Raw genomic sequence first — 15,401 nt, 5'->3', positions numbered from 1 at the left:
CCTCCGCAGGGGTGCCCGGCGCCGGAGGCGTGACACACTGGACCAGCCATGACGAGCCTGCCGTTGATCCCCGCCATCTCGGAAGCCCCCGCCGCACGCCGGGCCTCCATGCCGCCGCAACACCTCGCCGACCTGGATCTGGCCGGCCGCCAGGCGCTTGTCGCCGGGTTGGGTGAGCCCGCGTTCCGCGCCAAGCAGATCTCCAACCACTACTTCGGGCGGCTGGTCCGCGACCCGCAGGCGATGACCGACCTCCCTGCGGCGACGCGTGAGCGGCTGGCCGACCAGCTGCTGCCGACGCTGCTCACGCCGGTGCGCGAGCTGGCCTGCGACGACGGAGCGACCCGCAAGGCGCTCTGGAAGCTGCACGACGGCGCGCTGGTGGAGAGCGTGCTGATGGGCTACCCGGACCGCGTCACGGTCTGCATCTCCAGTCAGGCGGGCTGCGGCATGGCCTGCCCGTTCTGCGCCACCGGCCAGGCCGGGCTGACCCGCAACCTGTCCACGGCCGAGATCGTTGACCAGGCGGTCTACCTGGCCGGGGTGGCAGCCTCCGGAGCGGTCGCCGGCTCACCGCCGCGGCTGTCGCACGTCGTGTTCATGGGCATGGGCGAGCCGCTGGCCAACTACAACCGGGTCATCGCGGCGATCCGTCGGCTGGTCAGCCCCGCTCCGGAGGGTCTGGGTCTGTCCCAGCGGCACATCACCGTTTCCACGGTCGGCCTGGTTCCGGCCATCCGCCGACTGGCCAGCGAAGACCTCTCTGTGACCCTTGCGCTGTCGTTGCACGCGCCCGATGATGATCTGCGCGACGAACTCGTGCCGGTAAACCAGCGCTGGAAGGTAGCCGAGGTGCTGGACGCAGCGTGGGACTATGCCGCCCGGACGGGCCGTCGCGTGTCCATCGAATACGCAATGATCAAGGACGTGAACGACCAGCCGTGGCGAGCTGACCTGCTCGGGCGGCTGTTGGCAGGCAAGTTGGCGCACGTGAACCTCATCCCGCTCAATCCGACGCCGGGCAGCCGCTGGGACGCGAGCCCGAAGCCGGTCGAGCGGGAGTTCGTCCGGCGCTTGCGTGACGCGGGAGTGTCCACCACCGTACGGGACACCCGGGGTCGCGAGATCGACGGCGCGTGTGGCCAGCTCGCCGCCGCCGAGGACACCGACACCTTCACCGACCGCGCCGGAGAGGCACCGGCGTGACCGGGCGTGGCGAACGAGACCAGGAGACATAGTGGCGAGTCAGGGTCAGCGTTTCCGGCGCAAGGCGCTCCGCCGGGGATACAAGGTCGACGAGGTGGATGCCTTCCTCGACCGGGTCGAGGCGACGCTCGACGGCCGGCAGGTGGGTGCGCCGGTGGCCTCCCAGGAGGTCCACGACGTCGTCTTCCGGGTCCGGTTCAACGGCTACGACGAGTGGCAGGTCGACCTGCACCTGGACCGGGTCGAGCGACAGCTGGCCGAGCTGGAGGAGCGCACGAGCGCCGGGCGCGGCGGCGACCCTCGGATGGGTGACCGGATGGGCCCGCCGGACCGGATGGGCCCGCCGCTGCGCGACGACCGTGGGGGCATGGTCCCGCAGCCGATGCCGCCCCGGCCGATGCCCGCGCAGGCCGGTCCGCCCGCCGACCGCTACGGCCGGTACGACGAGCCCACCGGCGCCTTCGCCGGCGGGTACGACGCCCCTCGCGGCGGCGGCTACGACGCGCAGCGCGGCCCCGGCCCCGGCGGTCCGGGCCCGATGGGACCGGGTGGTCCGATGGGCCACGGCGTCCCGCAGCGCGGTCTGCCCGCCGGTCCGGGTGGCTACGGTCCGCCCGACGACCAGCGGATGCCCGGCGGCTACGGTCCGCCCGACGACCAGCGCATGCCTGGCGGCTACGGCCCGCCTGACGACCAGCGTGGGCCCGGTGGCGGCTACCCGCCGGAGGAGCCCCGCTTCGACGGCTTCGAGGCCGGTCGGCACGGTCGCACCGACATGACCGCCGAGATCCGGATGCCCGAACGGGACCTGCGCGACATGCGCCGTGGCCCGGGCGGCCCGCCGCCGATGCCGCAGCAGGGCCTCGGTGGCCCGCCGATGGCGGGTCCGCCCGCCGTGGCCGGCCCGCCGATGGGTGGTCCGCCGATGGCAGGGCCTCCGATGGGTGGCCCGCCGATGGCCGGCCCGCCCGGCAGCGACCTGTACCGGGTCGACCAGATCCGCCGCAGCTTCCAGGTGCGCCGGTTCGGCAGCGGGTACGACCCGGACCAGGTGGACCGGTTCTTCGAGACCCTGCTCGGCGGCATGCAGCGCCGTAACCCGATGCCTGTCGACCCGAAGGATCTGGACACGCTCCGGTTCGGCCTGGTGCCCGGCGGCTACTTCGAGGCCGAGGTCGACGCCGCGCTCAAGGACGTACAGGACATCCTGTTCGGGCGCTGACCCCGAGCCGTACGCGAACGAGGGCCCGTCCCCGGGTGGGGGCGGGCCCTCGGCGTACGTCGGCCGGTCGTTCGGCGGTCGGTCGGGTCAGGAGCGCAGACCGTTGCGCCGCAGCACAGCGTCGCCGATCACGATGACCAGCAGCAGCGCGGCCAGGCCGATCAGCCAGATGTCCTCGACCCTGCCCTCGTGGTTGCCGCAGAACGCCATGACGACCAGCGCCAGCGCGGACAGCACGGCGCCGATGCGCCCCGACTTGCGGTGCCCGGGCTTGTGCTGGTCCGGCGACGTTACCGGCTCGCTTCCTGCCACTGTCGGTCCTTCCTCGCGATCGGATCTTTGGTTAGTCTGGCACGCCTCCTGCCCGGGGCGGTGCGGTGGGGGTTTCCCCGACTTCTGGCCCTGCCCGCCCAGGCCGGACGGCACTACGGGCGTCGCGGGGTGGCGGTCAGACTCCCTCCGGTAGCGTTTGGCGTACACCTGATTGTCTGTTTGAGGGGGACTGTGCGGTGCGAGTGACCGGAACCGGGCACGCCAGCATGCGGATCGACACGGCCGCGGGCAGCATCCTGTGCGACCCGTGGGTCAACCCGGCCTACTTCGCCTCGTGGTTTCCCTTCCCGGACAATTCCCTGCTCGACTGGGAGACGCTGGGCCAGGTCGACTACCTGTACGTCTCCCACCTGCACCGGGACCACTTCGACGCGAAGCACCTGCGGGACTTCGTCTCGAAGGACGCGACAGTCCTGCTCCCCGAGTTCCCGACCTCGGAGATGGAGGACGAGTTCCGGGCGCTGGGCTTCACGAAGTTCCTGAAGGCGCCCAACGAGCAGGTCGTGGAGCTCGACGGCGGCCTGAAGATCATGATCCAGGCGCTGACCAGCCCCACCGACGGCCCGATCGGCGACTCCTCGCTCTGGGTGGAGTACGACGGTGTGCGGCTGCTCAACCAGAACGACGCACGCCCCACCGACCTGAGCGTCTTCGCCGAGTTGGGGCACGTGCACGCGCACCTGCTCCAGTTCTCCGGCGCGATCTGGTACCCGATGGTCTACGAGTTGCCGCAGGCGGCGAAGACCGCGTTCGGCAAGCAGAAGCGCGACCGGCAGTTCGACCGGACGTGGCGCTACATCGACGACCTGAAGGCCGACCACGTCTTCCCGATCGCCGGCCCGCCGTGCTTCCTCGACGACGAGTTGTGGCAGTTCAACGACATCCACGGCGACGAGGGCAACATCTTCCCGGACCAGTCGGTCTTCCTGAGCGAGTACGCGAAGGTCGGCGGCACCAACGGCATCGTGCTGCTGCCGGGCAGCGTCGCCGAGGTCACCACCGAGGGCGCGAGCACCACCCACCCGGTGCCGGTGCAGGAGTTCTTCGCGAACAAGGTCGCTCACCTGGAGGAGATGCGGGAGCGCAAGCGCCCGATCATCGAGGCGGAGAAGGCGTCCTGGCGGCACCCCGAGGTGGACGTGCTCGGCGAGATGAAGCGCCGCATCGAGCCGCTGCTCGACGAGTCGATCTACCTGGCCAAGGGGGTCGGCGGCCCGGTCCGCTTCGACCTGGTGGGCTACGACGGGGAGAGCGTCGAGTCGATCGTGGTGGACTTCCCGGGCAAGGAGGTCCGGCCGTACGCGGACGAGAAGGTCCGCTACCGCTTCCGGACCGAGCGGTCTCTGATCGAGCACCTGCTCTTCATCGACGAGGTGGACTGGGTCAACTCACTCTTCCTGTCGTGCCGGTTCTCGGCGGCCCGGATCGGCCAGTACAACGAGTTCGTCTACGCGTTCTTCAAGTGCCTCTCCGAGGAGCGCCTCCAGTACGCCGAGGGTTGGTACGACGAGCACGAGCGCACCACCGACGCCGAGGACATCACGCTGGGCGACTGGGTGGTGCAGCGGCGCTGCCCGCACCTGAAGGCGGACCTGACCCGGTTCGGCATCGTCGAGGGCGACCAGCTCACCTGCCAGCTGCACGGCTGGCGCTTCGACCTGCCCTCTGGCCGCTGCCTGACGAGCGTCGGCCACAAGGTCCGCGCCCACCGCGTCGACGCGGAGACCCCGGCCCCGGCGGGCGAAGCCCTGAGCTGACCCCCTCCACCCCCTTCCGCCCTCGCGATCTTGCACTTTCGGCCGGCGCAAAAGCGCCGCAATCGCCCCAGAACGGCGACCGAAAGTGCAAGATCGCGGAGAGGGGTGCGCGACGAGAGCGGGGCGGGCGTGGCGGGGGCGGACGCGCGGGAGAGCGAGTACCGGTACGAGCGCGGCCGGGAGAAGGCCCGGGACGCCGCGCGGGTGGAGACGTTCAGCGACGGTGTCTTCGCGGTCGTGCTGACGGTGATGGCCGTCGAGCTGCTCCAGACCGGTCCCGCCAGGGAGAGTGGGCGGGCGCTTCCGGACGCCCTGGCCCACGCCTGGCCGTCCTACCTGGCGTACGTGATCACCTTCGCGCTCGCCGGGCAGGTCTGGCTCGCCCACCACAACCTGTGGCGGTACGTCGTCCGGGTCGATCAGATGCTGCTGGTCTTCAACCTGGGCGTCCTGCTCTTCATCGCCACCATCCCGTTCACCGCCGACCTGCTGTCGGACAACCTGCGCGGTGGAACGACCGAGCAGCGACTGACCGCCGCCCTGTACCTCGGCACCGTGCTCGGCGAGCCGATCTTCGTCAACCTGAGCTGGTGGTGGGCCCGCCGACGTGGGCTGCTGCACCCGGACCTGGATCCCCGGCTGGCCCGGGCGATCGCGCGTCGGGTGCTGGTCAAGCCCCTGCTCTACCTCGTCGCCTTCGCCGTCGTCTTCATCGACCCGATCCTGAGCCTCTGCGCGTACCTGCTGCTGGTCGGCTACTACCTGATCGGCGGCCCGGGCGACCTCCGGCCGTCCGCCGGCACGAGCGAGGGCCGGTCAGCGGCGTAGGGCCTGTTTCCTGAGAACGCGCCCTGCCGGATCGCCGCCCGGCCTCCGCCTCGGCTCGACCGCCGTTCAGGAAACAGACCCCAGGTCGGCGAGGATGCGTCGGGCGGCGTTGTGGCCGGCGGCGCCGATGACGCTGCCCGCCGGGTGGCAGCCGGCGCTGCCCGCGTACACGCCGTCGCTGCCTGTGGCGTACGGCATCCGGTCGGTGAACGAGACGGTGTTGTCGACGTGGTGGATGTGACCGCCGGTGATGCCGAAGTGCTTCTCGATGCCCGGCGGGGGCAGCGGCACCGCGTCGGCGATCAGGTCGGCGGTGCCCGGCGCGTACCGCTCGACGATCGCGACGAGCCGGTCGACGTAGCCGGGCAGCTCCGCCTCCCAGGTGGTGCCGGCCAGCTCGTAGGGGACCGACTGGACGAACAGCGCCGACGAGTGGTGCCCGGCGGCGTCGGACAGCGACGGGTCGACTGTGGTGTGCAGGTACCACTCGATCGTCGGTTCCGCCGGCAGTCGCCCCGCCTGCACGTCCGCCCACATGTCACGCAGCGCGGTCATCGGCGAGGCGGAGTCGCCGCCGACCAGCGACGCGGACCCGGGCAGCAGGTGGATTGTCGAGCCGAACGGGCTCGGCGTGCCCGCCGGCAGGCAGGAGAACCGCGGCAGGTCGGTGAGCGCCAGGTTGAGCTTCAGGGTGGTGCCGGGGCGGCGGACCGCCGACATCCGTTCGCCGAGCGACGCCGGGAGCGCGCCGTCGGGCACCAGGTCCATCAGCCGGTACGGGTCGCACGCGCCGAGCACCACAGGCGCGGCGACCTGCCGACCGTCGGCCAGCACGACTCCGCTGGCCGCGCCGCCGTCCAGGGTCACCGCGCGCACCGGCGTACCGGTCAGGATTGTCGCTCCGGCGGCGCGTGCGGCGTCGGCGAACGTGGCCGAGACGGTGCCCATCCCGCCCTCGGCGATCATCCAGGTGCCGCCGGAGCCGGGCAGCCGGCACATGTTGTGCACGAGGAAGTTGTGGCCGGTCCCGGGGTCGTCCGGGCCGGCGTTGAGGCCGGAGAGCCCGTCGGTGACCGCGTACATGCTGACCAGCAGTTCGGAGCGGAACTCGAACCGGGCCAGGTAGTCCGCGACCGAGCCCCGGACGAGGTCGACGAAGACCTGCCGCAGCGCCGGGCGGACGTGCCGCTCGGCGGTCTCCTCGGCGCTCAGCGGCTCGGCCAGCCAGGCCGGGGCGAGGTCCTCGCGCAGCGCGGCCAGCTCGGCCTGCATCGCGTCGTCGGCGGCCACGTCGGCGGGGGAGAAGAACTCGGCGAGCTGCGCCCGGGTGGCGGCGGTGTCGCTGCCGAAGAGCAGGTACGGCGAGCCGAGGCCGCCGGGCGTCGGCAGGAAGTAGTGCGGGTCGCGGCGCAGCACGGGGATCCGCACGTCGAGGGTGTTGAGCAGCTCCGGCGGCATGAGCCCGAGCAGGTACGACCCGGTGGAGTGGCGCAGCCCCGGCACCTTCGGGAACGGGTTCTCGGTGCGGGTCGCGCCGCCGATGACGTCGGCCGCCTCCAGCACCAGGACGTCCAGGCCGGCGCGGGCCAGCAGGATGGCGGAGACCAGACCGTTGTGCCCGGCACCGACGATCACGACGTCGGCCCGGCCGGGAAGTTCACTGCTCATGCCGCCGCAGCCTAGCCCCACCACCGCGCGGGGTCAGCCCGCCGCGCGCTGATCAACTCGGCCGGGGAGCGCGTTGGGCACGCCAGCGGGAGAGGGCCAGGGTGGCGGAGTAGCCGGCCAGGACGATCACGTGGAACAGGTACAGCCACAGGAGCACGGCCACGCCGGCGCCGATCTCGTCGAACCCGCCGAAGGGTGCGCCCAGATCCAGCGGCAGGGACGCGAACAGCACGAAGCCGTGCATGAACCCGGAGAGGTTCGCCGCGGTGAACGACCCGAGCCCGAGGGTGGAGAGCCAGTCCGGCGATGCGGGCCCCACCACCCGGAACACCCACACCACCACAGGTGTGAGCACCAGCCACACCGCCAGGAACGACAGCACCACCCCCAGAGCGCCGAGCCAGCCGCCCTGGGTGACCAGGTGGGTGGTGACCGGGAGCGCCAGCAGGATCGACAGCAGCAGCGCGGGCGCCGGCGCGAGCAGCGGCAGCAGCAGGAGTCGACCTCGCCAACCGACCAGGTGCTCGTCGCTGCGCGGGGCCGCCACCGACACGAACGCCCGGCGCAGCCCCTCGCCGTACAGCGACGCGGGCAGCAGCGAGGCAAGGGCCAGCACGGGGGTCAACTCCACCCCGGCGTCGACGAGCGCGGCCACCGCCCGGGGCGCCCCGATCGCCGTCGGCAGGGCCTCCACGGCGTACGACGTGAGCCGGCGTACCCGATCGGCGCCCGCGATCAGTGCGGTGAGCCAGAGGGCGAGCAGTGCCACCGGGACCACGGCGATCGCCCCGTAGAAGGTGATCGCGGCCGCGTGCAGCGACAGGTCCCGCCCGCGCACCGGACGGAACGCGGCACTGGTGATCCGTTTCGCGCGCTGCCATCCGTTGCCCATCGGGTTCTCCTTCCCTGTCCTCGGGGCGGTCACTCCTTAAGATCGCCGGTCATGACTGTTGTCACCACCGAACGTCTCATCCTGCGCGACTGGACCGACGATCCGGCCGATCTGGCCCGTATCTACGACATCTACTCCCGCCCGGAGATCACTCGCTGGTTGGGCGCCTCGCCGGGCCTGCCGATGACCGACCCGGCCCAGGCCATCGAGCGGCTGCGGTTCTGGCAGGACCGGCACGCCGACGACGGTGGCCGGTACGGCACCTGGGCGGTCGAGGTGCGCGAGACCGGTCAGGTGGTCGGCACGGCGCTGCTCAAGCCGCTGCCGGGGCGGGACGAGGCGGTGCGGACCGAGGACATCGAGACGGGGTGGCACCTGCACCCGGACTCGTGGGGTCACGGCTACGCCACCGAGGCCGCCCGTGCGCTCGTCGCGCGGGAGTTCGCCGCCGGCACCCGGGAGATCTACGCGGTCGTGTCGCCGGGCAACGAGCCGTCGATGGCTGTCGCCCGGAGGCTGGGCATGATCCATGTGGGTCAGCGCACCGACTGGTACGGCGGGGAGCTGTTGGAGACGTTCGTCCTGGCGGCACCAGACGCCTGATCGTTCCCGCACTTTCTGACGCGACATCCGCGAGCCTCGGCGAAGGTGCGGCCTCCAGTCGTCGGGGGCCGCACCTTCGCCGTGTGTGGGGACGGCGCGTCGGGCGACGGGCAGAAGAGCCCATCAATAGTCACGGCTGTCGAAGTGTTGACGCTCCCGTAGCACGTCAGTAACCTTTGGCCAAAGTAACGCAAGATTTCGACAAAGACGTGCACGATTTCGAGCACGTGTGCGGAAGATTCGGCGGGCCGCCCTGGGACCCGTTGCTGGTCGTGCCCGCGCCGTCCGTACCCCCGCCTCTCTCGACGCCGGCCCACTCCCCCGTGGGTCGGCGCTGCACCGCCGCACCCCCACCCCGTGGTCACGCCGCCGCGGCAACCGTCCCCCGACGACAAGGACAGTGATGAGACGAACGAATCTGTTCAGGATGGTGGCGGCCATGGCCGCGGCCACCCTGATGGCCACGGCGGGGGCGACCGCGATCGCGAGCCCGGCCGGCGCCGCCCGCCCCGCCGCCCCGGCCAGCAGCGCCTTCGCCCCGGCCGCCACCAACCTCGCCCAGGGCCGTCCCACCCAGGAGAGCGGCCACGCCGACGTCTACGACTCGTCGAAGGTCGTCGACGGCAACGCGGGCAGCTACTGGGAGAGCCTCAACAACTCGTTTCCCCAGTGGGTGCAGGTCGATCTCGGCTCGTCGCAGTCGGTCAACCAGGTCGTGCTGAAGCTGCCGACCTCCGGTTGGGCGACCCGTACGCAGACGTTGAGCGTGCAGGGCAGCGCCACCGGGTCGTCGTTCACCGACCTGGTCGGGTCGCAGACGTACACCTTCAACCCGGCGAGCGGCAGCACCGTCACCATCAACGTCAGCTCGGCCTCCACCCGCTACGTGCGGATCACCGTCACCGCCAACAGCGGCTGGCCGGCCGGGCAGCTCTCCGAACTGGAGGTGTACGGCAGCGGCGGCACCACGCCGGACACCACAGCACCGAGCGTTCCGGGCAACCTCTCCTACACCCAGTCGGGCACCACCATCACCCTCAACTGGGTCGCGTCCACCGACAACGCGGGCGGCAGCGGCATCGCCGGCTACGACATCTACCGCAACGGCGCGTTCCTGTCGTCCGTCGGGAACGTGACCACCTTCAACGACACCCAGCCGGCCACGGCGACAGTGTCGTACTTCGTCCGGGCGCGCGACGCCGCTGGCAACCTGTCTGGCAACAGCAACACGGTCACCCGTACCGGCAGCGGTGACACCACCGCGCCGAGCGTGCCGGGGACGCTGTCGCAGAGCACGTCGGGCAGCACGATCACGCTCACCTGGGGCGCGTCGACCGATTCCGGCGGCAGCGGCCTGGCCGGCTACAACGTCTACCGGGGCGGCAGTCTGATCGCGACGCTGGGCACGGTGCTGACCTATCAGGACACCCAGCCCGCGACGGCGACCGTGTCGTACTACGTGCGCGCCCGCGACGGCGCCGGCAACCTCTCCGGCACCAGCAACACGGTGACCCGGACCGGCAGCAACCCGCCCGCGTGCACCAACGTGGCGCAGGGCAAGAGCATGACCGCGAGCGGTTCCACCTTCAGCTTCACGCCGGACAAGGCGAACGACGGGCAGCTCACCACCTACTGGGAGGGCGCGGCCAGCTACCCGCAGAACCTGACCGTGGCGCTGGGCGCGAACCACGCCATCTCCGCTGTCACGGTGAAGCTCAACCCGGACCCGGCCTGGGGCACCCGTACCCAGACCATCCAGGTCCTCGGCCGCGACCAGGCGTCGTCGGCGTACACCAGCCTGGTGTCGGCGGCGGCGTACCAGTTCGCCCAGGGCACCAACGTGGTGACCATCCCGGTCACCGCCACCACCGCGGACGTGCAGCTGCGGTTCACCGGCAACACCGGCGCCCCGTCCGGCCAGGTCGCCGAGCTGGAGGTGTGCGGCACCCCGGCACCCAACCCGGACCTGGTCGTCAGCTCGCTGACCTGGTCGCCCTCGTCGCCCAGCGAGGTCTCCCCGGTCACCCTCTCAGCCGTGGTGCAGAACATCGGCTCCGCGTCCGCCGGTGCTACGACCGTGAACTTCAGCCTGGCCGGCGCGGTCGTCGGCAGCGCCACGGTGGGCGCGGTCGCCGCGGGCGGCTCGACCACCGTGTCGTTCAACGCCGGTACGCGGCCGATGGGCAGCTACGCCGTCTCGGCGGTGGTCGACCCGACGAACACGATCGTCGAGCAGAACAACGGCAACAACAGCCTCACGGCAGCGTCGCCGCTGGTGGTCGCGCAGGCCCCGGGCCCGGACCTCCAGGTGCTCAGCATCGCCTCGAACCCGCCGAACCCGGCCGTCGGGGCGTCCGTCACCTTCACCGTGACGGTCCGCAACCGGGGCACCACCGCGACCGGCGCGACCACAGTCACCCGGCTGGTGGCGGGCGGCACCACGCTCAACACCACCACCGCCTCGATCGCCGCCGGCGCGACGGTCACCGTGGCCGTCACCGGCAGCTGGACCGCCACCAGCGGCGGCGCCACCCTCACCGCCACCGCCGACGCCACGAACGTGGTCACCGAGACCAACGAGGGCAACAACACGTTCAGCCAGTCGATAGTGGTCGGCCGTGGCGCCGCCGTCCCGTACGTCTCCTACGAGGCCGAGGCCGGCCGCTACCAGGGCACGCTGCTGGAGACCGACCCGCTGCGCACCTTCGGGCACACCAACTTCGCCAGCGAGTCCTCCGGCCGCAAGTCGGTACGGCTCACCAGCACCGGCCAGTTCGTCGAGTTCACCTCGGCCAACCAGGCCAACTCCATAGTGGTGCGCAACTCCATCCCGGACGCGCCCGGTGGCGGCGGCATCGAGGCGACCATCAGCCTCTACGTCAACGACGTGTTCTCCCGGAAGCTGACCCTGTCGTCGAAGCACAGCTGGCTCTACGGCAACACCGACGGGCCGGAGGCGCTCACCAACACCCCGCAGGCCGACGCCCGGCGGCTCTTCGACGAGTCGAACGCGCTGCTGGCGCAGTCGTACCCGGCCGGCACCCGGTTCAAGTTGCAGCGCGACTCGGGTGACACCGCCTCGTTCTACGTGATCGACATGATCGACCTGGAGCAGGTGGCGCCGCCGGCGAGCCAGCCCGCCGGCTGCACCTCGATCACCGCGTACGGCGCGGTTCCGAACGACGGGCTCGACGACACCGCCGCCATCCAGCGGGCCGTGACCGACGACCAGAACGGTGTCATCGGCTGCGTCTGGATCCCCGCCGGGCAGTGGCGGCAGGAGCAGAAGATCCTGACCGACGACCCGCAGAACCGGGGCATGTACAACCAGGTCGGCATCAGCAACGTCACGATCCGGGGCGCCGGCATGTGGCACTCGCAGCTCTACACGCTCACCGAACCGCAGAACGTGGTGGGCGGCATCAACCACCCGCACGAGGGCAACTTCGGCTTCGACATCGACAAGAACACCCAGATCTCCGACATCGCCATCTTCGGCTCCGGCCGGATCCGCGGCGGCGACGGCAACGCCGAGGGCGGCGTCGGTCTCAACGGCCGATTCGGCACCGGCACCAAAATCAGCAACGTGTGGATCGAGCACGCCAACGTGGGTGTCTGGGTGGGCCGCGACTACGACAACATCCCTGAGCTGTGGGGCCCGGCCGACGGGCTGGAGTTCACCGGCATGCGGATCCGCGACACGTACGCCGACGGCATCAACTTCAGCAACGGCACGCGCAACTCGCGGGTGTTCAACTCGTCGTTCCGCACCACCGGCGACGACGCGCTCGCCGTCTGGGCCAACCCGTACGTCAAGGACCGCAGCGTCGACATCGCCCACGACAACCACTTCGTCAACAACACCGTCCAGCTGCCCTGGCGGGCCAACGGCATCGCCATCTACGGCGGCTACGACAACTCGATCGAGAACAACCTGATCTACGACACCGCGAACTACCCGGGCATCATGCTGGCGACCGACCACGACCCGCTGCCGTTCTCCGGCACGACGTTGATCGCCAACAACGGGCTCTACCGCACCGGCGGCGCGTTCTGGAACGAGGACCAGGAGTTCGGTGCCATCACGCTCTTCCCCGCCACCCGGGACATCGTCGGGGTCACCATCCGCGACACCGACATCATCGATTCGACGTACGACGGCATCCAGTTCAAGAACGGTGGCGGCAACATGCCGAACGTCGCCATCACCAACGTACGGATCGACAAATCCAACAACGGTGCCGGCATCCTCGCGATGGGCGGGGCGCGCGGCAACGCCAACCTGACCAACGTGACCATCACCAACTCGGCCGACGGCACCATCGTCGTCGAGCCGGGCTCACAGTTCGTCATCAACGGGGGCTAGTCCCGGTCGGGGGCCGCTCCGGCGGTCCCCGGCCGTTCCAACCACCCTCGGTCAACGCGCCTTCAGCGATTTCGGGGTATCCGCGTTCCGCGGATACCCCGATTTCCACGAAACCGAGTCGATCACCGGCTGCTCGGCGAGCATCCTCAGGCGCACGCACGTCGACCCGTCGCACGTTCGGGATAGCCTGCGCGAGATCTTCGGGAGGTGCGGGGGTGGATCGGTTGGAGCGCATGCTGTGGCTGCTACGCAGTGGACAGTCCGAGCGCGCGGAGCAGTTGCTGGCGAAGGACCCTGGGGCGTGCCAGCCCCGGTGGACGGCTGGCGAGCCGTTGAGTCCGGCACTGCGGCAGGTGCACCAGCTCAACTCCTCGATCAACGGGGTCCATCTGGATGACACGTACGCGTGGGCGATGGCCGACGGCTGTGTCCATCGCATCCCTCTGGCCGGAGGCGAGGCCGACGTGGTCCGCCTGGAGGGTCCGCACGATCACTACTATCCGGGGGCCGTGTTCGACGGTGACGCCGTCGTCGCCGTGGACGAGGAGCGGCTGCGCGTATGGGATGTCGCGTCCGGGAAACTTCTGCTGGCCACTGACCCCGACGACGTTCCCCGCCGTGCGGGCCGCCTCCGTAGCCTCGCGGTCGGTGCCGGGGTCGCGGTCACCGGCACCGAGGACGGCTACCTGCTCCTGTGGGATCTGGCCGACGGTCGGCAGTTGGCCAGGACCGCCGCGCACAGCGGTTACGTCTTTGAGGTGGCGATCAGCACCGACGGGGCTCCGGTCGTCCTCAGCCTTGGCGGCGAGGATGACACCACGATGACGCTGTGTTTCCACGACCTCGACGGATTGCGCCGCTCCGGCGGCGTCGCCATGGCCGAGCCGACGACGTGCGGCGGCTGGACGATGCTGGACGGTCAGCGGCGTGCGGTCACGGTCGCCGGCAGCGGCCTGCTGACCCTCTGGGATCCCACCACGGCGGCACCGGTCGCGCAGGTTCCCACCACGACAGACCCGCGCGGGGCACCGGTGTTCATCGCCGACAGAGCCTGGGCCGTGCTCGGTGAGCGACGCGCGCTGCGGATCGTGGACCTGCGGGACGCCACCCTGCGCGGGACGATCCGGACCGACTTCACGCAGTCCGTCGCCCAGGTCGCCGTGTACGGCTCGTACCTCTTCGCGGCGCAGGGAGGCAGCACCGAGGGACGGACCAACCTCTTCGACCTCACCGACCCTCCGACGCAGGATGACCCGGAGAGGCCCTACTTCGGCGACGCGGTGTCGTCGACGATCGGCGGGCGACCCGTGGTTGTCGCCGTGGACCGCACCGGGGCGTTCGAGGTCGTCGATGCCACCGACGGGCGAGGTGTTCACCGGCCGGCCGGTGAACGACACATCACCCACCGGGCCACGGAGTGGGACCCGCTACTGGAAGCTGCCACCGCTGCTGGCCGCGACGTGCTCGTCGTGATGTCCAGACTTCAGCCGACGACGGTCGACCTGGCCACCGGCGAGACCCACACCGCGCCCGAGCCCCCGCTGGCCCCCGCCGTGCTGCACGCGGTCACCACGGGCTACGGCCTGATCGCGGCGGTCGACCGGGGAGGCACCCTCGCCGTCTGGGACGCGACCACGCTGGCGTTGCGCGCCTCCCTCCGACTGGACCTGCGGGAGACGACCTCGATCGCACTCGGTGACCTGCACGGCCGCACCGTCGTGTTGACGGGGACCGAGGCCGGCGGTTTTCGCTGGTTCGACAGCACCGATCTGACCGAGCTGGCCCCGCCGGGCCGGTTCGCCGAACGCACCGGTCGAACCGCACCGGAAGGCCGGAACTGGCCCGGGGCGGCCGCTGTCAGCGGACTACACGTACTCGATGCCGTGGTGATCAGCGTCGTGGGCGGCGCGGTCACCTGCGCGGACATCACCACCGGGGAGCCGGCCGGACCGGCCCTGACGCACCCCGACAGGGTCGGCGTGCTGCTGCCAGCCATCCTCGACGGCGTTCCGGTGCTCGCCACCGGTTGCGCCGACCGGGTCCTGCGGGTCTGGGAGATCGCCACCGGCCGCGTCATCCGGTCCGTCGCGCTGCCCGAACAGGTCCGCCGGATCGTCTCGGTCACCGCTGACCAGGTCATTGTCCTCACCGAGGGTCATCTGACCGGGATCGGCCCGGTCACCGCGACCAGGCCCACCTGAGCGGCCGCCTGGCGGCCGCTACCCCTTCAGATCTTGGACAGTTTCCGTTAGCTGGGCGGGCTCAACCGGTGGTTGCAACACCGAGTAGCTGGGCCATTTTCTCACCGGGGGTGGCCCAGCCGAGGGTCATGCGGGGGCGGTCGTTGAGTTCGTCGGCGACGTGGTCGAGGCCGGCTTGGTCGATGGTGGTGAAGTCGAATTGGCCTTTGGGGAAGTATTGGCGTAGTAGTCCGTTGGTGTTCTCGTTGCTGCCCCGCTGCCAGGGGCTGTGTGGGTCGCAGAAGTAGACCGGGCAGTCCGTGGCGATGGTGAAGTCGCGGTGTCG

At 70.7% G+C, this 15,401-nt stretch carries 11 protein-coding genes; 7 read left to right on the top strand and 4 right to left on the bottom strand.

Annotation, left to right across the window (positions count from 1 at the left end; genetic code table 11):
- Positions 1 to 48: 48 nt before the first annotated feature.
- Positions 49 to 1,206 carry a 23S rRNA (adenine(2503)-C(2))-methyltransferase RlmN gene (rlmN, locus tag AB0B39_RS00055; RefSeq protein WP_234584239.1) on the top strand — a complete coding sequence of 386 codons (1,158 nt, stop codon included), beginning with the start codon at positions 49 to 51 and terminating at the stop codon, positions 1,204 to 1,206.
- 31 nt (positions 1,207 to 1,237) lie between these two features.
- Positions 1,238 to 2,428 (top strand): DivIVA domain-containing protein, encoded by a 1,191-nt coding sequence (locus AB0B39_RS00050; protein WP_357498011.1) that lies wholly within the window; start codon positions 1,238 to 1,240, stop codon positions 2,426 to 2,428.
- A gap of 87 nt (positions 2,429 to 2,515) precedes the next feature.
- Here the strand turns inward: AB0B39_RS00050 and AB0B39_RS00045 are convergent, their stop codons facing one another.
- Positions 2,516 to 2,740, bottom strand: a complete 225-nt coding sequence (locus AB0B39_RS00045; protein ID WP_234584241.1) for a DUF2631 domain-containing protein — start codon at positions 2,738 to 2,740, stop codon at positions 2,516 to 2,518.
- Positions 2,741 to 2,937: 197 nt separating this feature from the next.
- On the opposite strand from AB0B39_RS00045, the gene AB0B39_RS00040 reads away from it, so the two are divergent.
- Complete coding sequence (locus AB0B39_RS00040; protein WP_234584242.1) at positions 2,938 to 4,518, top strand: Rieske 2Fe-2S domain-containing protein; 1,581 nt, start codon at positions 2,938 to 2,940, stop codon at positions 4,516 to 4,518.
- 129 nt (positions 4,519 to 4,647) lie between these two features.
- Positions 4,648 to 5,346, top strand: a complete 699-nt coding sequence (locus tag AB0B39_RS00035) for a TMEM175 family protein (RefSeq protein ID WP_357573756.1) — start codon at positions 4,648 to 4,650, stop codon at positions 5,344 to 5,346.
- A 66-nt stretch (positions 5,347 to 5,412) separates the two neighbouring features.
- Here AB0B39_RS00035 and AB0B39_RS00030 read toward each other — a convergent pair whose 3' ends face one another.
- Together AB0B39_RS00030 and AB0B39_RS00025 are read right to left on the bottom strand one after the other, a co-directional pair.
- Positions 5,413 to 7,014 carry an NAD(P)/FAD-dependent oxidoreductase gene (locus AB0B39_RS00030; protein ID WP_357573092.1) on the bottom strand — a complete coding sequence of 534 codons (1,602 nt, stop codon included), beginning with the start codon at positions 7,012 to 7,014 and terminating at the stop codon, positions 5,413 to 5,415.
- A gap of 52 nt (positions 7,015 to 7,066) precedes the next feature.
- Positions 7,067 to 7,906 (bottom strand): YhjD/YihY/BrkB family envelope integrity protein, encoded by an 840-nt coding sequence (locus tag AB0B39_RS00025; protein ID WP_357573091.1) that lies wholly within the window; start codon positions 7,904 to 7,906, stop codon positions 7,067 to 7,069.
- A gap of 51 nt (positions 7,907 to 7,957) precedes the next feature.
- On the opposite strand from AB0B39_RS00025, the gene AB0B39_RS00020 reads away from it, so the two are divergent.
- The 3 genes from AB0B39_RS00020 to AB0B39_RS00010 all read left to right on the top strand — a co-directional run bounded on the left by AB0B39_RS00020 (position 7,958) and on the right by AB0B39_RS00010 (position 15,076).
- Entirely contained in the window at positions 7,958 to 8,509 is a 552-nt protein-coding gene (locus AB0B39_RS00020) for a GNAT family N-acetyltransferase (protein WP_357573090.1), read from the top strand.
- Positions 8,510 to 8,912: 403 nt separating this feature from the next.
- Positions 8,913 to 12,875 (top strand): CARDB domain-containing protein, encoded by a 3,963-nt coding sequence (locus AB0B39_RS00015; RefSeq protein WP_357573089.1) that lies wholly within the window; start codon positions 8,913 to 8,915, stop codon positions 12,873 to 12,875.
- A 215-nt stretch (positions 12,876 to 13,090) separates the two neighbouring features.
- Positions 13,091 to 15,076: a hypothetical protein gene (locus tag AB0B39_RS00010; protein ID WP_357573088.1), complete on the top strand. Its 1,986-nt coding sequence runs from the start codon at positions 13,091 to 13,093 to the stop codon at positions 15,074 to 15,076.
- 61 nt (positions 15,077 to 15,137) lie between these two features.
- Here AB0B39_RS00010 and AB0B39_RS00005 read toward each other — a convergent pair.
- Positions 15,138 to 15,401 (bottom strand): IS30 family transposase (locus AB0B39_RS00005; RefSeq protein ID WP_357573087.1); only part of this gene is annotated, 264 nt, incomplete at its 5' end.

The sequence above is a fragment of the Micromonospora sp. NPDC049114 genome (assembly GCF_040648635.1).
Taxonomy (GTDB): Bacteria; Actinomycetota; Actinomycetes; order Mycobacteriales; family Micromonosporaceae; genus Micromonospora.
Note: the sequence above shows the minus strand (reverse complement) of the source record. Positions and strands in the feature narration are given on the sequence as shown.

What these genes read in the sequence shown, in the direction of transcription:
- rlmN (WP_234584239.1), top strand. Translation starts at nt 49, where the DNA reads ATGACGAGCCTGCCGTTGATCCCCGCCATCTCGGAAGCCCCCGCCGCA.
- AB0B39_RS00015 (WP_357573089.1), top strand. Translation starts at nt 8,913, where the DNA reads ATGAGACGAACGAATCTGTTCAGGATGGTGGCGGCCATGGCCGCGGCC.
- AB0B39_RS00020 (WP_357573090.1), top strand. Translation starts at nt 7,958, where the DNA reads ATGACTGTTGTCACCACCGAACGTCTCATCCTGCGCGACTGGACCGAC.
- AB0B39_RS00030 (WP_357573092.1), bottom strand. Translation starts at nt 7,014, where the DNA reads ATGAGCAGTGAACTTCCCGGCCGGGCCGACGTCGTGATCGTCGGTGCC.
- AB0B39_RS00025 (WP_357573091.1), bottom strand. Translation starts at nt 7,906, where the DNA reads ATGGGCAACGGATGGCAGCGCGCGAAACGGATCACCAGTGCCGCGTTC.